Source organism: Cutibacterium sp. LaCa_286, assembly GCF_057198075.1.
Genome location: NZ_CP191091.1, coordinates 582,017 through 597,362, shown reverse-complemented (window position 1 = coordinate 597,362; position 15,346 = coordinate 582,017). Strand labels below are relative to the sequence as shown.

Annotated in this window: 11 protein-coding genes and 1 riboswitch; of the genes, 6 read left to right on the top strand and 5 right to left on the bottom strand. The window is 61.9% G+C overall.

Features of this window, described 5'->3' with window-relative positions:
* Positions 1–285 precede the first annotated feature (285 nt).
* The 4 genes from scpA to ACP8JZ_RS02495 form a co-directional block, all read right to left on the bottom strand.
* Positions 286–2,475: a methylmalonyl-CoA mutase gene (scpA, locus tag ACP8JZ_RS02510; protein WP_306517834.1), complete on the bottom strand. Its 2,190-nt coding sequence runs from the start codon at positions 2,473–2,475 to the stop codon at positions 286–288.
* Positions 2,472–4,379, bottom strand: coding sequence for a methylmalonyl-CoA mutase small subunit (gene mutA, locus ACP8JZ_RS02505; protein ID WP_306517835.1), 1,908 nt, complete (start codon positions 4,377–4,379; stop codon positions 2,472–2,474). The genes scpA and mutA overlap by 4 nt, the downstream gene beginning before the upstream one ends.
* An 80-nt stretch (positions 4,380–4,459) precedes the next feature.
* Positions 4,460–4,682, bottom strand: a riboswitch (cobalamin riboswitch).
* Between the two features lie 280 nt (positions 4,683–4,962).
* Complete coding sequence (locus ACP8JZ_RS02500; RefSeq protein ID WP_323458687.1) at positions 4,963–5,919, bottom strand: alpha/beta fold hydrolase; 957 nt, start codon at positions 5,917–5,919, stop codon at positions 4,963–4,965.
* A 79-nt stretch (positions 5,920–5,998) separates the two neighbouring features.
* The gene (locus ACP8JZ_RS02495; RefSeq protein WP_484482637.1) at positions 5,999–7,087 is read right to left on the bottom strand and encodes an LCP family protein; all 1,089 of its coding nucleotides are present in this window, start codon (positions 7,085–7,087) and stop codon (positions 5,999–6,001) included.
* 299 nt (positions 7,088–7,386) lie between these two features.
* Here ACP8JZ_RS02495 and ACP8JZ_RS02490 point away from each other — a divergent pair, with 299 nt between their 5' ends.
* From ACP8JZ_RS02490 to ACP8JZ_RS02465, 6 genes are all read left to right on the top strand, one after another.
* Positions 7,387–8,724, top strand: a complete 1,338-nt coding sequence (locus tag ACP8JZ_RS02490) for a sugar transferase (protein WP_484482636.1) — start codon at positions 7,387–7,389, stop codon at positions 8,722–8,724.
* Entirely contained in the window at positions 8,724–10,214 is a 1,491-nt protein-coding gene (locus ACP8JZ_RS02485) for an O-antigen polymerase (protein WP_323458684.1), read from the top strand. The genes ACP8JZ_RS02490 and ACP8JZ_RS02485 overlap by 1 nt, the downstream gene beginning before the upstream one ends.
* Complete coding sequence (locus ACP8JZ_RS02480; protein WP_484482635.1) at positions 10,211–11,329, top strand: glycosyltransferase; 1,119 nt, start codon at positions 10,211–10,213, stop codon at positions 11,327–11,329. Before ACP8JZ_RS02485 ends, ACP8JZ_RS02480 begins: the two co-directional genes overlap by 4 nt.
* On the top strand, positions 11,326–12,348 hold the full coding sequence (locus ACP8JZ_RS02475) for a glycosyltransferase family 4 protein (RefSeq protein WP_484482634.1): 1,023 nt from the start codon (positions 11,326–11,328) through the stop codon (positions 12,346–12,348). The genes ACP8JZ_RS02480 and ACP8JZ_RS02475 overlap by 4 nt, the downstream gene beginning before the upstream one ends.
* The gene (locus ACP8JZ_RS02470; RefSeq protein WP_484484262.1) at positions 12,345–13,409 is read left to right on the top strand and encodes a polysaccharide pyruvyl transferase family protein; all 1,065 of its coding nucleotides are present in this window, start codon (positions 12,345–12,347) and stop codon (positions 13,407–13,409) included. Before ACP8JZ_RS02475 ends, ACP8JZ_RS02470 begins: the two co-directional genes overlap by 4 nt.
* A gap of 133 nt (positions 13,410–13,542) precedes the next feature.
* The gene (locus ACP8JZ_RS02465) at positions 13,543–14,631 is read left to right on the top strand and encodes a hypothetical protein (RefSeq protein ID WP_323458823.1); all 1,089 of its coding nucleotides are present in this window, start codon (positions 13,543–13,545) and stop codon (positions 14,629–14,631) included.
* 5 nt (positions 14,632–14,636) lie between these two features.
* Here the strand turns inward: ACP8JZ_RS02465 and ACP8JZ_RS02460 are convergent, their stop codons facing one another.
* Positions 14,637–15,224, bottom strand: a complete 588-nt coding sequence (locus tag ACP8JZ_RS02460) for an arsenate reductase/protein-tyrosine-phosphatase family protein (RefSeq protein WP_306517764.1) — start codon at positions 15,222–15,224, stop codon at positions 14,637–14,639.
* Between the last annotated feature and the right edge of the window lie 122 nt (positions 15,225–15,346).

The following is a 15,346-nucleotide window of genomic DNA, read 5'->3' as shown; positions in this document are numbered from 1 at the left end:
AAGCGCGTTACTCCAACTTATCGCGTCTGGAGCACGTGTGAGGGGGGTGGGGAATGAAGTCAGACGTCACCCATCTGACTGGGTGGGGACCGAGTGCAGTGCCGGTGTCCAGTCGTGAGGCAGGCTGTTCTGGATCCAGGCCTCCAGTCGTGGGACGGGTTGCACTGGACAGGTGCCCAGTCCTGGACCGGACTGCTCTGTCAGGGGTGCGCCTGGGATGCACGCCGGCCCCGAACCAGCGAGGGTCCGGGGCCGACATGAACCTTGAGGATCAGCTCGTGACGATCAGTCCTCGTCGATACGCTCGAGCAGCTGGGTCATGAGATCGACCGCAGCATCGGGGATGACGGTTCCCGGCGGGTAGATCGCCGCAGCGCCGTCGGCACGCAGCTCGTCGAAGTCCTGAGTCGGGATGACGCCACCGACGACGATCATGATGTCCGAACGTCCCAGCTTGTCCAGCTCCTTGCGCAGGGCCGGCACCAAGGTGAGGTGTCCGGCAGCAAGGGAGGAGACGCCGACCACGTGGACGTCGGCCTCAACGGCCTGACGGGCGGCCTCCTCCGGGGTCTGGAACAGCGGGCCGACATCGACGTCCATGCCGAGGTCGGCGTAGGCGGTTGCGACGACCTTCTGGCCACGGTCGTGACCATCCTGGCCCATCTTGGCGATGAAGATACGCGGACGACGTCCAGCCTTCTGCTCGAATTCCTCAACGAGCTCGTGGACCTTGGCAGCGGACTTCGTGTGCCCCGCCTCCTTCGAGTACACACCGGAAATGGTGCGAATCTGGGCGGTGTAGCGACCGAAGCTGCGCTCCATGGCGTCGCTCATCTCGCCGACCGATGCCTGTGCACGACCGGCGTCGATGCACAACTTAAGCAGATTGCGATCCGGATCGGTGGGATCGGGGTTCGCAGCCGCCCATGCCAGGCGCTCCAGAGCCTGCTGGCAGGCTTCCTCGTCACGCTCAGCACGCAGTTTGACGAGCTTGGCCTTCTGCTCGGCGAGCACCTGGGAGTTGTCGACCTTGAGGACCTCAAGAGGCTCTTCCTGGTCGAGCTGGTACTTGTTGACGCCGATGAGGGGCTGACGGCCCGAGTCGATGCGTGCCTGAGTACGAGCAGCAGCCTCCTCGATGCGCATCTTCGGGATGCCCTTCTCGATGGCCTTGGCCATACCGCCGGCCTTCTCAACCTCCTGGATGTGGCCCCATGCCTTGCGGGCCAACTCCAGGGTGAGCTTCTCGACGTAGGCCGAGCCGGTCCACGGGTCGATGACACGGCAGGTGCCCGACTCCTGCTGGATGAACAGCTGGGTGTTACGGGCAATACGGGCGGAGAAGTCGGTCGGCAGGGCGATGGCCTCGTCGAGGGAGTTCGTGTGCAGGGACTGGGTGTGTCCCTGGGTGGCTCCCATGGCCTCCACACAGGTGCGGATGACGTTGTTGTAGACGTCCTGAGCAGTCAGCGACCAGCCGGAGGTCTGCGAGTGGGTACGCAGGCTCATCGACTTCGGGTTCTTCGGGTTGAACTGGTGCACGAGCTTGGCCCACAGCATGCGGGCAGCGCGCATCTTGGCAACCTCCATGAAGAAGTTGGTGCCAATGGCCCAGAAGAACGACAGGCGCGGGGCGAACTGGTCAACCTGCAGACCCACCGACTCACCAGCACGGATGTAGTCGACGCCGTCGGCCAAGGTGTAGGCCATCTCGATGTCGGCGGTGGCACCGGCCTCCTGCATGTGGTAGCCGGAGATCGAGATGGAGTTCCACTTCGGCATGTTCGCACTGGTGTAGGCGAAGATGTCGGAGATAATCCGCATCGACGGCAGCGGCGGGTAGATGTACGTGTTACGAACCATGAACTCCTTGAGGATGTCGTTCTGGATCGTACCGGCGAGCTGCTCGGGCTTGGCGCCCTGTTCCTCGGCGGCAACCACGTACAGGGCGAGGATCGGCAGCACGGCGCCGTTCATCGTCATGGACACCGACATGCGGTCCAGCGGGATGCCCGCGAAGAGCTCGCGCATGTCGAGGATGGAGTCCACGGCCACACCGGCCATGCCGACGTCACCGGGAACGCGCGGGTTGTCGGAGTCGTAACCACGGTGGGTCGGCAGATCGAAGGCGACCGACAGACCCTTCTGACCAGCAGCCAGGTTGCGGCGGTAGAAGGCGTTGGACTCCTTGGCGGTGGAGAATCCGGCGTACTGACGAATCGTCCACGGACGGAAGGCGTACATCGTCGCGTAGGGACCGTGGGTGAACGGCGGGATACCGGCGTAGGTGCCCAGCCAGTCCATGTCGGAGTAGACGTCCTGGGAGTAGAGGTGCCCGACCTCGATCTGCTCAGGAGTGATCCACGGGTCCTGCTCACCAGCAGCGGCGGCGAGCTTGGCGAACTGTTCCTGGGCATCGGCGGGAACGGCCGACTCGCCCAGGTTGATGGAATCGAAACGGGGCAAGGTTGTCACTTGGCAACTCCCATCGTGTCGAGAACGGAGGAGAGGGTGTCGACGACGTTCATCCCGAGGAAGACGCGTCCGTCGACGAGCTCTTCGGCTGCTGCGGCGTCATCACCGAGCTCCTTGAAGGCACCGGAGAGGTAGACGGCCTTGGCACCGGCGTCCTTGAGGGCTTTGACGACCTCAAGGCCCTGCTCGGCGTAGGTCTTGGCGTTGGAGCACAGGTCGGCGATCTGGGCACCGGACTCCTTGAAGGCCTTGACGACCTCCTCGGTGGTACCACCCTCGCACTCAGGGGTCTCCAGGCCAGCGATGTGCCACACCGGGGCGGAGAATCCCTCACGGGGGCCGAAGTCGCGACGAGTCCCCAGGCAGGCCAGGAAGACCTTCGGGCGCTCGGCGCAGGTGGCGGAGCGATCGACGAGGGCCTCGAAGACCTCGGCATCGCGATGCCACTGCAGCCCGTTGTGGGGTGCACCCTGCGGGAACGGCTTGGTCTCGACGGTCTTGGCGTCCAGCAGCGGGAACTCGCTGACGGCCGTAATCGGCTGTTTGCGAGTGGCCAACCGCTTGGCACGCTCGGCGTTGAGCTTGTCGAGCTCGGTGCGGACATGGTCACCGGTGAGGGCGGCCGCCATGCCGCCAGCGGCCTCGACGCTCTGGAACTCAGCCCAGGCAGCATCTGCCAGGGACTTGGTGAGCGACTCGACGTAGAAGGAGCCACCAGCCGGATCGTTGACGCGGCCGATGTTCGACTCCTCGGAGAGGATGATGCCGGTGTTGCGGGCGATACGACGTGAGAAGTCACTCTTCGGCAGGCCGATGGCGTCGTCGAAGGGCAGCGTCGTGACGGCCTCGGCACCACCGACGGCGGCACCGAAGGTGGAGATGGTGCCACGCAGGATGTTGACGTAGGGATCGTCGCGGGTGAGCTCACGCCAGCTGGTGACGGCCTCCTGACGTGCACCACGCTTGGCAGCAGGAACCTCGAAGACCTCACCGACGCGGTTCCACAGGGTACGCAGGGCACGCAGTCGCGAGATGGTGAGGAACTGGTCGTGGGTGGCGGACACTCGGAAGTTGATGCTGTCGAAGGCCTGCTCGGCAGTCAGCCCCTGCTCGATGAGGGCACGCACGTACTCCACACCGGTGGCGATGGCCCAGGCGAGCTCGGCGACGTCACCGGCACCGGCGTTGTGGTACACGGTCGCGTCGACGACGATCGGTCGAGCGTTCTTGTAGCCGTCCACCTTCTTGACCCATTCGGAGAGTCCGGACAGGTCGGGCTCGCCACCATTGATGGCAGCCGAACCGATCGGGTCGATGCCCAGGTTGAACGAGATCTCATCCTTCTTGGCATCGGACTTCTCGATGGCAGCAAGCAGGGCATCGGCGGCAACGGTTTGGTCGTCGCGGCTGGACACCTCGATCTTGGCCAAGTTGAGCAGCACACCCTCGAGCACGGAATCGATGTCGGAGGCGGCAATGGCGTCGTCACCGACTCGCAGCCAGATGGAGGTGACACCACGCTCGAGATCGGTGAGGATCGCCTTGCGGGTGAAGGCGACATCGGGGTCCTCGTGCAGGGCACGCACGTCCCAGGAGTCGATGACGCCGGTACGAATGGTGGTACCACGAGTGAATGGAGGAACACCGGGAGCTCCGAGGTCCTCGGGAGCATCCTGGCGGGTGTACATGGGTTCGATCTTGACGCCGTCGACCGTGGTCGGCTGCAGACGTGCCATGCCCTTCTCAAGGTTGAGCTGCTTGCCCTCGGGACGCCCACGGTTGAGGACCTTGAGCACCTCCTTGTGCCACTGCTCCTGGGTCGGGGCCGGGAAGTCACCGGCGAGGGTGAGCGTCTCGGGCATGTCGACCTTGGCCGGCGTCGAGACGTTGTCGGGATCAGTCATACTCTTCAGACTCCTGCTCCGCTTTGGATAGACATACGTCGTCGTCCTCCCCTCGGGGACCACGTCATTGTCGTCGCACCGGGTGCGGCAACATGCTGGCAGGTCTTCGGACTCATGGGCGTCTCGTCGTTGACGAGTCCTACGTCACCGCTTCCCGGGGCCGAAGCCCAGTGCTTGATTGCCGTCGTCCCGGACGGGATGGCGTCAATGGTGATCTCGTTCCCATTCACCGCTGCGGGGCAGTTCCGGAGTCTCACCGGATTCCCTTTCACTGCTGGTCCAACCCATGACCTCACGCGATCACGACCTTCCCAGCACCAGCTCGTACCAGTTTATAAGATGAACGTCGACCGGGCAGCAGGGGGCTACCTCCTACGCACGATCGTGCAGCGAGGAATTGGCACAATCGGCCCAGTTCTCACTCGTTCGTCGTATCCTTCGCTCACAGATCTGCATCCCTGCAGCGAAATCCGACTCCGGGGCCACTGTGCCACGACACGAGCCAGCGTCTCCTGGGCGCTGGCCAGCCGTCACCCCTCCCGGAAGATTCATCGGAGGCAGAGGATACGGCCTTGTCACGGCGTCACCTTGGTGAGACCGCACATCGGGGATGGTCCGAGCGAGCCTCAACCGTCTTGCCGATCCACGTCTCCAGAAGCCGATACGTCTGTTCCCGGTCTCGTTCGTGCAGCAGCTCATGTCGAGCATCAGGCTCCAGATGGACGTCCACCTGGTGCACCCCGTTCGCCGTAAGCTCACCGGCCACGCGACGCACTCCCCTGCCGTTGCCGCCGACCGGATCGCTGTCACCGCTCATGAGCAGCACCGGCAGCCGCGGTGGAATGGCTCGCAGGATCGTACTGGAGTTGCTCGTCTCGCTGAGCCGAACCAGCTCCCGGTACAGCCCCACCGAGGCAGTGAATCCGCACAGTGGATCATTGCAGTAGGCGTCCACCTCACTGGCCTGTCGGCTGAGCCAGTCGAACCGGGTACGAACGGGACGAAAACGAAGATTCATGGAGCCAAAGATCAGGGTCTCCATCACTCGACTGGCAGAGTCCTCACCTGCCATGACGATCTGGCTGGTCGCCGCACCACGAGCCACCTTCGCCAATGGGCCTGCTGAAGCTCCGGTTCCCAGTAGTACGAGTGCGGTCATTTCCCGGCCCCGACGAGCTGCGACGATCCGGGCCAGGAACGACCCCATCGAGTGACCCACGAGGATCCAGGGCAGCTTCGGGTGCTGGGAGCGCACATGATCGGTCGCCCGGCACAGGTCGTCGACGATCTGATGGTAGCCCCGGTCGGGGGCCTGCCCGAGGGTGCCGTCCGCCAGGGCACGCGGTCCGTGGCCACGGTGATCGTTGGCCACCACGAGCCAGCCAGACTGCGCCAGGCAACGTGCGAACTCGTCGTAGCGAGCAGCGTACTCGGCGAACCCGTGCACTAGCTGGATGAATCCACGCGGTTGGCAGTCGGGCCGCCAGATGAGCACGTCAATCTGCGCACCGTCGTCGGCCGCGAGGGTGATGGTGTCCATGGATCCTCCCGAGGTAGTCATCGAGCATCGCAGTGCCCAGAGTATTCGGTCAATGCATCACGGCCGTGACCGGTGCGGCTCACTGTGGATGATTCTCGACGTACACATCCATGGTGTCGTTGCGCATGGCATCCGAGAGTTCCTGCAGCCCTTCCTTGTCGACGACGTCATAGGCCTGGCCATCCTTCGATCTGCCAAATCCGGAGATGGGGGCCTGCACCTGCACGACACTGTCACCGGAGGTGAATCGCAGGCTCATGGCAAGCTTACGGATCTCCGCGTTGGTGAGCTTGTCGTCGACGGTCATGGTACGTCCGGCCAAGGTGGCGACGTCATCGAACTTCGAGGGATTGGCGAGCGTACCCGCAGAGAGGGTTTTGTCGATGATGGCCGTGAGGACATCCCGCTGACGGCGCGCACGATCAAGATCGCCGTTCTTGAGATCCCGGCGTTCGCGGACGTATTTGAGGGCAGCATTGCCTTTGAGCGTGATGTCTCCGGCAGGAAAGTGCATGCCCTCAATGGTGGAATCCTGATCGTTGTACACCTGTACACCGCCAAGAGCGGTCGTGAGTTCCTTGAAACCAGTGAAGTCGATGACGGCAGCATGATCCATACGTACGTTCGTCAAATTTTCAAGGGTCTGGATGGTCAGGGGCACGCCACCCCACGAATATGCAGCGTTGATCTTGGCCTGAGAAGGTTTGCCGATGACCTTGTTGGGCGGGATCGTCACCCACATGTCACGCAGGAAGCTGATGAGGTACAGGTGCTCTCGGTCCGCTGGCAGGTAGGCCACCATCAGGGAGTCGGACCGGCCTCGATCCCAACCCCGGGAGTCCGATCCCAGGAGTACGAAGGTTCGAGCACCGTCCGTAGCCGTACTGGGGCGGGGACTCGCAGTGGGCATGGTGAGGGGCTCCCGATTGATCTCGTCCAGACCATTGGTGAGGTGTTTGAGGAAATAGCCCAGAACACCGACGACAAGCAGGATGATGGCCAGCACAGCACACAGGAAGATCATTGGGGCGCGACGACGACGCCCCGATGATGCAGCTCCAGCGCCCTCGGTGATCGATTCCTCGTCCTGCCTGTGTGCATCCATACCGCGCCGCGGAGGAACACCCTCATCGGCACCAAAGAGGTCAAGCTCATCATCGTCATCCACGCTGGATCCCCTTGTCCTGTCTCCACCTTCCGCACACCATCAGAGCTGATACGGGAAATCCCGCCCCAAGTTCTCCGTCCAAGGATACTGATTTTGGATGGGGGTGCTGAGCAAGATGCTAAGCCAAATGTTAGCATGATCGCAGCTCAGGTTTCTTGGTACCAGCGCGTACGCCGTATCTGAAAGGCATCATCATCATTCCCAGTAGCAAGCCAGTGGGTGTAAGGCATCCATCTTGGCCGAGCCACATACGCAATGTGCTTGTCCTTGGCGATGCCTTGGCCATTACCACGGCGCTCGTGGCAACGTTGTACATCCGCATACCCGATCCTGACACCCCTTTGGCCGGGGCTCGGTGCCTCACCTATCCGACACTCGCCCTGGGCCTTGGGAGTGTGTGGCTCATCGTCCTTTCCACCAATGGCAGCCATCGAATCCGACTGGTGGGCTCTGGCCTTCAGCAGTACCAACTGGCCATGCGTGGAACCCTGTGGGTCTTCGGCGTTCTGGCAGTTCTCAGCTACCTGTTCAAGTTGTCGGTGTCCCGATCCCTGTTCCTCATTGCGTTGCCCCTGGGACTGATCCTCATGTGCCTCGAGCGGAAGGTGATCCGGAAAGTCATCCAACAGTCCCGCAAGCAAGGACGATTCCTGATCCCGACACTTGTGACCGGGGCTGGCCCAGAGGTCGAGCGAACCGTCCAGACTCTTCGCCGGAACATCGCCGTCGGTTACGCACCTGCTGCCGTCTGCCTCAACGGGGAGGAGCCACAAAAATGCAGTGACCTTCCTGCAGACTTGCCAGTACTCGGCTACCCACAGCTCCTCAAGGAGGCTCGCAAGTTTCCACTCTCTGCCGTGGTGGCCGCCGGCGGCATGTCGAGCGCACAGACGAAACAGTTGTCCTGGGATCTTGAGGATTGTCGCACCCAGCTTCTTTTCATACCCGAACTCATCGATGTCGCCGGACCGCGGATGAGCACATACGAGGCAGCGGGGCTCAACCTCGTTCACGTCGATCTGGCCAGATACTCCGGAATAAAGTATCTCATCAAAAGGGTATTCGACATTTTGGCGTCAGCTGTGGCCTTGATTGTCTTCTCACCAACCATGGCAGTCACGGCACTCGCCATCCGACTGGAGGACGGCGGACCAGTCATTTTCAAGCAGGAACGCATCGGCGAGAATGGGAAGCCCTTCACGATTCACAAATTCCGAAGCATGGCGGTGGATGCCGAGGCGCGTATGGCGCAACTCATCGCCGCCAACGGTGGATCTGCGCTCCTGTTCAAGATGGAGGATGACCCAAGAATCACCAGGGTCGGCAAATTCATCAGAAAATACTCCATCGATGAACTTCCTCAGTTCTGGACCGTCCTTCGAGGCTCGATGAGCATCGTCGGGCCACGTCCTCAAGTGCAGCGTGAGGTGGACGAATATGTGGGGCCAACACATAGACGTCTGCTCGTCAAACCCGGGATCACGGGGCTGTGGCAAATTGGAGGGCGCTCAGACCTGCCACTCAAGGAAGCCGTCCGGCTCGACCTCAAGTACGTCGAGAACTGGTCTCTTCTGGGAGACATCTCGATCATCCTCAAGACGGTCAAGGTCGTACTGTTCCCCAACGGAGCATATTGATGTTGCACAGCGGAGAACCGAGCAAGCGGCAACCCTTGGACCGTCTCAACCACCCGGCACATCGACAGCCGGCACGTCTCCTGCCCCCGGACACACCCAGCGTCCACGACCATCGCCCCTACAGTCCTCGCCGAGCGATTCCGGACGACGAATTACGCTCAGAGAGCTGGTATGACTCGCCAGAGCCTGCTCCTCGGCACACAACTTGGGCTTTCTGGCTGGAACCACGATTCATCGTCATCGCATTTTCTGGCGTGCTTGCGCTGTGCACGTTCCTTTACCCCGCGAACAGGTTCGACAACTGGTCGACGAGCAAATATTTCAACACGACGGAGTTTGCGCTCACGGTGGCAGCCATCGCGGCTTTCTGCCTCGGAATGACGCTGACACCTCATTTGACATCCCTCGACTCGGCGAACAGAGCGGAGTCCGATGCCAAACCGCATGTGATCGAGGGGTGGTACCACGCCTTGGGCCTCATCGTCGTCATGGGATACGTGGCCTGGGCCGTCATCGCCACCGCGCGCGGGGCGACCTTGGCACTGTTCGTGGCCGTGATCCACCGGAACATGGGGGCCATCTCTTTCCTCAAGCAACGCTTGGCTCCAGTCTCGGGAGTGACGACCCTCACACAGGTCTCCTGCATCGTGTCTGCCTTGGGGGCATATCGATACATCACGACCAGAAAAATCGGAAAGCTCTGGTGCTTCGTCCTCTTGACGGGCACACTTCGGGCATTGTTCTATGCTGAACGTCTTGCACTCATGGAGGTCGTCATCCCAGCCGTGCTTGTCCTCATCATGACGAGCAATTTCATGAGGAATCACCGGTTCCTCATGAAACTCATCCCCGTGATCGGACTCGCATTCCTTGTCGTCGTCTTCTCAGCCTCGGAGTACTTTCGGAGCTGGATCTTCTATTCGCAGTCCGGCGACACATCATTCGCCCCTTGGGTGCTTGACAGACTGCTGGCCTACTACGCGACATCGTTCAACAACAATGCCCTCTTCCACTCCCAGGTGTCTGGAGTACCACACCCCATATATTTCACCCTCCCATTCGTCTTTGACTTTCCGGGATTTTCATCCATCTTTGGGACGCCATCATTTGGCGGCGTAACACCGAAGGATTGGTGGTTCTCCACACTGTCCTGGTATGCAACTCCGGAGTTCAACAACAGCGGATCCTATCTGACACCAATTGCCGATCTGGGTCTCGTTGGCGGCCTGACATTCTGGCTCATACTTGGTGTTCCCATTGGCTACGTGTACAGAAGGGCACGAGAGGGCTCTGATGTGGCACTCATCGCGTACTCAACTCTCTTTCTCGGCCTACTCGAAATGCCGCGATTCACATATTGGACCCTGGGAAGATTCTTTCCCGCCGCCGTGGCATTGATATTCTTCATGGGGAATTCAATGGTCCATGGCGAGTCGCCAATTCGAAAGAAACCGCACCACAGACATGAATTGAGGGAATCTTCACGATGATCGGCAGCCGCCATACAATTCCCCCACATCAGGGGCGACGTTTTCGCATTCTGCACGTCACGGAATGTTTCCTGGGTGGCACCCGAAGCGCCATCCTGTCCTACGCAGGCGACATTCCAGAGATGGATCATGGACTCCTTGGAACACTGGGTCGCTCACATGGTGAGCTCAACGCACCTGACGAGAAGTTCTTGCAGATTCAAGCCCTCCCCGACGGCCACCTCTGCCGTGTCAGAGCCATCCGCTCCCTGGTCGACAGGTGGCAACCTGACATCATCCACGCCCATTCCAGTTTCGCTGGAGTCTACGTGCGTCTCGCCATCCACAACAGCCCCCGACGCAGGGTGGTGTACACACCGCATGCCTACGGTTTCGAAAGACTCGACATCGGACCGGTGAAGCGTGCACTCATACACGCTGCTGAAGCCCTTCTGACACGCAATACCGAGGTCGTTGCCGCATGCAGCACACGGGAGCAGAAACTCGCCCGCGACATGCATGCCAGACGAACCGTTTTCGTTCCCAACGTCGCGGCCCCACAATTCCACACGCGTGATGCCGTACTGCCATTGCCAGAACGTCGTGTCATCACCGTCATGGGCCGTGTCGTTCCGCAACGCGACCCCGAGTTCATCTGTCACGTGGCGGACGAACTCACGCGACGAGACCGCGATACGACGATCCAGTGGATCGGGGACGGCGACCGTGATGCCGTGGCCGCCCTGCGTCGACACGGGATCACGGTCACGGGATGGCTCGACGCCACAGACATCATGGCCAGACTCGAGAAGTCCAGCGTCTACCTCCATCCCGGACGCTGGGAGGGGTTTCCCATCGCCATCCTCGAGGCGCACGCAATGGGGCTCCCCATCATCGCCCGAAACGCCTCGTACCTGGATGACGCCCCCTCCGACGTCCGTGGGTCGGACCCCTCCGAGATCGCCAAGGCTCTCGTGTCACTCGTCTCGGACGAATCAGCTCGTCAGGGCAACTACGCGTTGTGGTCGGCTCATTTGAGCCGCAACACCTTCGAGGCACAGCGGGCAGCTCTGCTCGAGGTCTACACTCCACAGGACACCCCATCCTCCCCGGAAAACCACAGGAGGGCATCATGAGAGTCAGTCTCTCGGGACGCTTCATCGAGCGAAATGTCGGCGGCAACACCACCTACGCCCGCAACCTCGAATCCGGTCTCATCGCACGGGGAGTGGAGATCGATCACATCCCGTACGCCTCGTCAGCCCCGTTGACTGCTCTCCGGGAGTCGCTTCACGGCGTGAATCCACCTCAACAGGTGCAGGTCATCCACTACATCGCAGACACTGGACCACTTCTGCCTCTCCGGCGTCCCAGCGTCGTGACGGTACATGGTTTGGCATCCCGATGGACGACCGTGTCCCGCAGCCGTCGTGCCCAAGCCGTGTGGACCGCGCGAGTGAGGGCAGCAATCCACCTGTGCGACCACGTCATCACCGTCTCCCATTCCAGTGCAAACGACATCCGTGAGGTGTTCGGCGTCGATTCGGACGACATCACCGTCATTCCGCACGGATTCGACCCGAAGATCACAGCAGGTCCGTCGGAGCCACCGGACCGGCTGTCCCACCTCGAGCACGACCCCTTCGTGCTGTACCTGGGGAACATCGAGCCCCGCAAGAATCTCGTTGCCCTTGCCGAGGCTTTCGACTCACCGGAACTCACCGGGATGAAACTCGTCGTCGCCGGGCGCAAGGCGTGGGACTTCGAGGAATCCATCCGCGCCTTCGAGGCTCGTGACAACATCGAATACTTGGGATTCGTGAGCGACGAGGAACGCATGTGGCTCTACCAACACTGCGCGATCTTCGTGTTCCCAAGCCATTACGAAGGTTTCGGTCTGCCCGTGCTCGAGGCACTCGGTGCTGGTACGCCAGTGGCCTGCACCAGAAACGGATCTCTGGCCGAGGTCGCCGGCCCGTCTGCCGTGATCGAGGACACCTCGCGAGAGGCCATCGCCGATGGTCTGGCGCGAGCCTTGGCCGACACGTCATGGCTGCAGAAGGTTCGTCATGACGGTCCGCAATGGGCGCGTCAATTCAGCTGGGATCGATCGGTCGAGGCCCACATCGACGTCTACCGGAGGCTGTGCGCATGACACGCGTCGCCCTGCTCCACGCATACAGCCCCCGGAATTCAGGAGACGGCCTCCTCGTGCAGGAAGCCCTCACCTTCATCCACAAGTCACTGGGGCCAGAGGTCGACATCGATCTTTTCGCCTCTCGCGCCGAGGATTTCGCCGAACTCCATCTGCCACGCACGACCTGTATCTCGACGAAACCCACCCGTCGCGGTCTGAGCCGGGATTATCTTCGTCGTATTTCCCACCTGGACTCATACGATCTCGTCGTGGGGGTGGGCGGAGCATATCTGCGCTTCGGCCAGCCCATCGAAGCGCTCAAGAGCTGGCTGGTCCACGTACCGCAGCTGTACCTCGCGTCCAGGACCACGACTCCAACCGTCTACCTGCCCCAGAGCTGCGGTCCGTTCGGTCCGCTCTCCAGGCTCGTCGTTCCCCGAATGATGTCGCGCATGGACCATGTGTGGTTGCGAGACGACCGGTCGATCGACCAGTGCCGTATGGACCATGCTCACCGTGCCCCCGACTGTGCTCTGCTGAGTCTCGAACGCGTCCAGCTGCCTTTCGACGACATGGCATCGCCCATTGTTGGCAGCCGAACCCTGCGCGGAGATGCGAACGAGTCCGTCGCAGACCTGGCCAAGCTCGTAGGCCCCGTTGACGGGCTGGTGCAAAGTGCTGTGGGGGCCAACAATGATGCACCCACGACGAGCAGGATCGCCACCGGGGAACTCTTCGACCAATCAGGACTGCAGGCTCTGGACCGTGCCCGCGTCGTCGTCTCCGTTCGTCTGCATGGTGCCATCATGGCCCTGGCCGCCGGACACTACGTTGTCCACCTGTCCTACGAGCGCAAGGGGTTCGGGGCGTTCGAGGATCTCGGTCTGACCGAGTACGTGCACAACGTCTACTCGTTCAGCCCCGCCACGGTGGCCAACCAGGTACGCACCCTGCAACAGAGCCCAGCGGCTCGCGCCCGCTACGACGAGTGCGTCGCACGTGCCCAGGAACGACTTCACGCCTCACGCCGAGCCATCGTGACGGCAATGCACACGGCGTCGAGAGGAGCCCGTCTGTGACAGCGACAGCAGTGCGCGTCCTCGTCGACACCTTGTTGAGTCTGGGCACACGATCCGCATGAGCGCATCACCGTCCACCGCGCCGGACACTGAGTCGGCACAGCATACTTCCACCCGTGCCAGGTTGATGTCCTTGGTCAGCAAGCTGGCGAGCATCGCCTCGGCCGGGATGGCCGCAGTCATCCCGATCGGCATTCTCAGCGGCGCCGGTTACCTCTACGACAGCACATCGGTGGGGCAACTCGCCGTTCGTCTCGCCATGACTGCCTATGTGGCACAGGTCACCGGAGCAGCACTCGTTGAGGCACCGCTGTTCGGCAAATCCGGCCATCGTCCCCAGCTGCCGACCCTCCTCTATCTCGTTGGCTTCGTGGGCTGTGCCGTCTGGGCGCTCGGGGCCGGGCACCTTGCGGTGGCCACCGTCGGGCTTTTCCTCATGCTCCCATCACTGGAGTGCGCCCGCGCCGCCGCCGTACTCCAAGGAGGCTGGCAACGTGAGCTCGTGGTGGGAACCGTCCTGTTCGCCTCGGTCGTCCTCGTGCTCGTCTGCAAAAGTACTGTGGCACTCCATGTGGGAGTCGCCATTGCCGTGGCCATCGCCATCGCCATCCGCATGCCAGGACGTTGGACAGGATTCCAGCCAGTTCGAGGAGCACAGTGGTGGGTCGTGGCGGAGACGGCAATCATAGGGCTGGTCCAACCCGTCGCGCTCAAACTCGCCTACCACGGGCTCGGCCCGAGCGCCGCCACGGGTCTGAAATTCGTGATGACCATCGCCAACGTCATCTCGCCAATCCTGTACTACCTCAGGCTCAGACTCCTCGATCGGCACTCCAGGGCCGACATCATGCTGTCAACCGTCCTCATCGTCGCATCCAGCGGAGCCATCCTCATCATGCAGATCTGCGGCATCCTGCGTCTCGCGCTGGGCCCCGGCTGGGACACGGTGACGATGCTCATGCTCGTCGTTGCCATGATCTGGAAGTTCGTCACGGTCGTGTCGACCATCCCCTTCACCACCTTGCGACGCCTGGGGCGTGGCGCGACGGTCCTGGTGCTGAGGAGCCTCACCACCGCTGCATACATTGGTGGCGTCCTCGCAGCGCTCGCCGCCAGGCCGACGACAACCGGGGTGCTGTGCGCATTCGTCCTGGCTGAAGCGGCATCATGCGTACTGTTCGAGATCGCCTGTGTACGTGCCAAGGAACAGGAGAGCAGATGACCGGCCTAGTCTCCCCAGTCGACGCGCGTCGCAAGGATGTCGACAGCAGCCAGAATGCGCTTGGCACAGATCATTTTCACCCTGTCGTCGTACCCATAGGGATCCTCGATCCAGTCAGTGTCAACGATGCGGGGGGCACCACTCGTGACTGCTTCGACGACTTGCGTCAAGGGCAGTCGTCTGTTCCGTGGGAGCATGCCGAGACCACGCGCCACCTGCCCGATCGCCAAAACCCGACCCATGTGCTCGGGGAACTCCTGCCTCATCCATGCGCGGTGCTCAGGGCCGAACACCACGACAGCCGCAGTGTTCGCAATCATCCTCCCCGTCACCTGGCGGGCTTCGTGACCCCCGAGGGCCAAACCGAGTTCTGCTCCAGCTCGCGCCATTCCCGGATCCATGGGCCATCCCTGCATGGCACGAATCCCGGCCGAGACCACACACGTGTCGGCACGATCCCCCACACGTGCTCGCAACGCCGCTGCAGCGAATGCCGACCGGCAGATGTTCCCCGTACAGACGAACAGGAGCGTCGACCCAGACACCTGGTTCCGGACGGCTCCAGTCCGGAGCCAACGTGGCGGATTGCTCATCCTCATCTCCCTTGGGCCAGTACGACGATCCCTGGTATGAACAGTACGGTTCCGGGCCAAACCGCACGTTGGCTCACGACGAGCTCATCCTCACCCTAGACCTGCCTCATCGGCTACCGCAT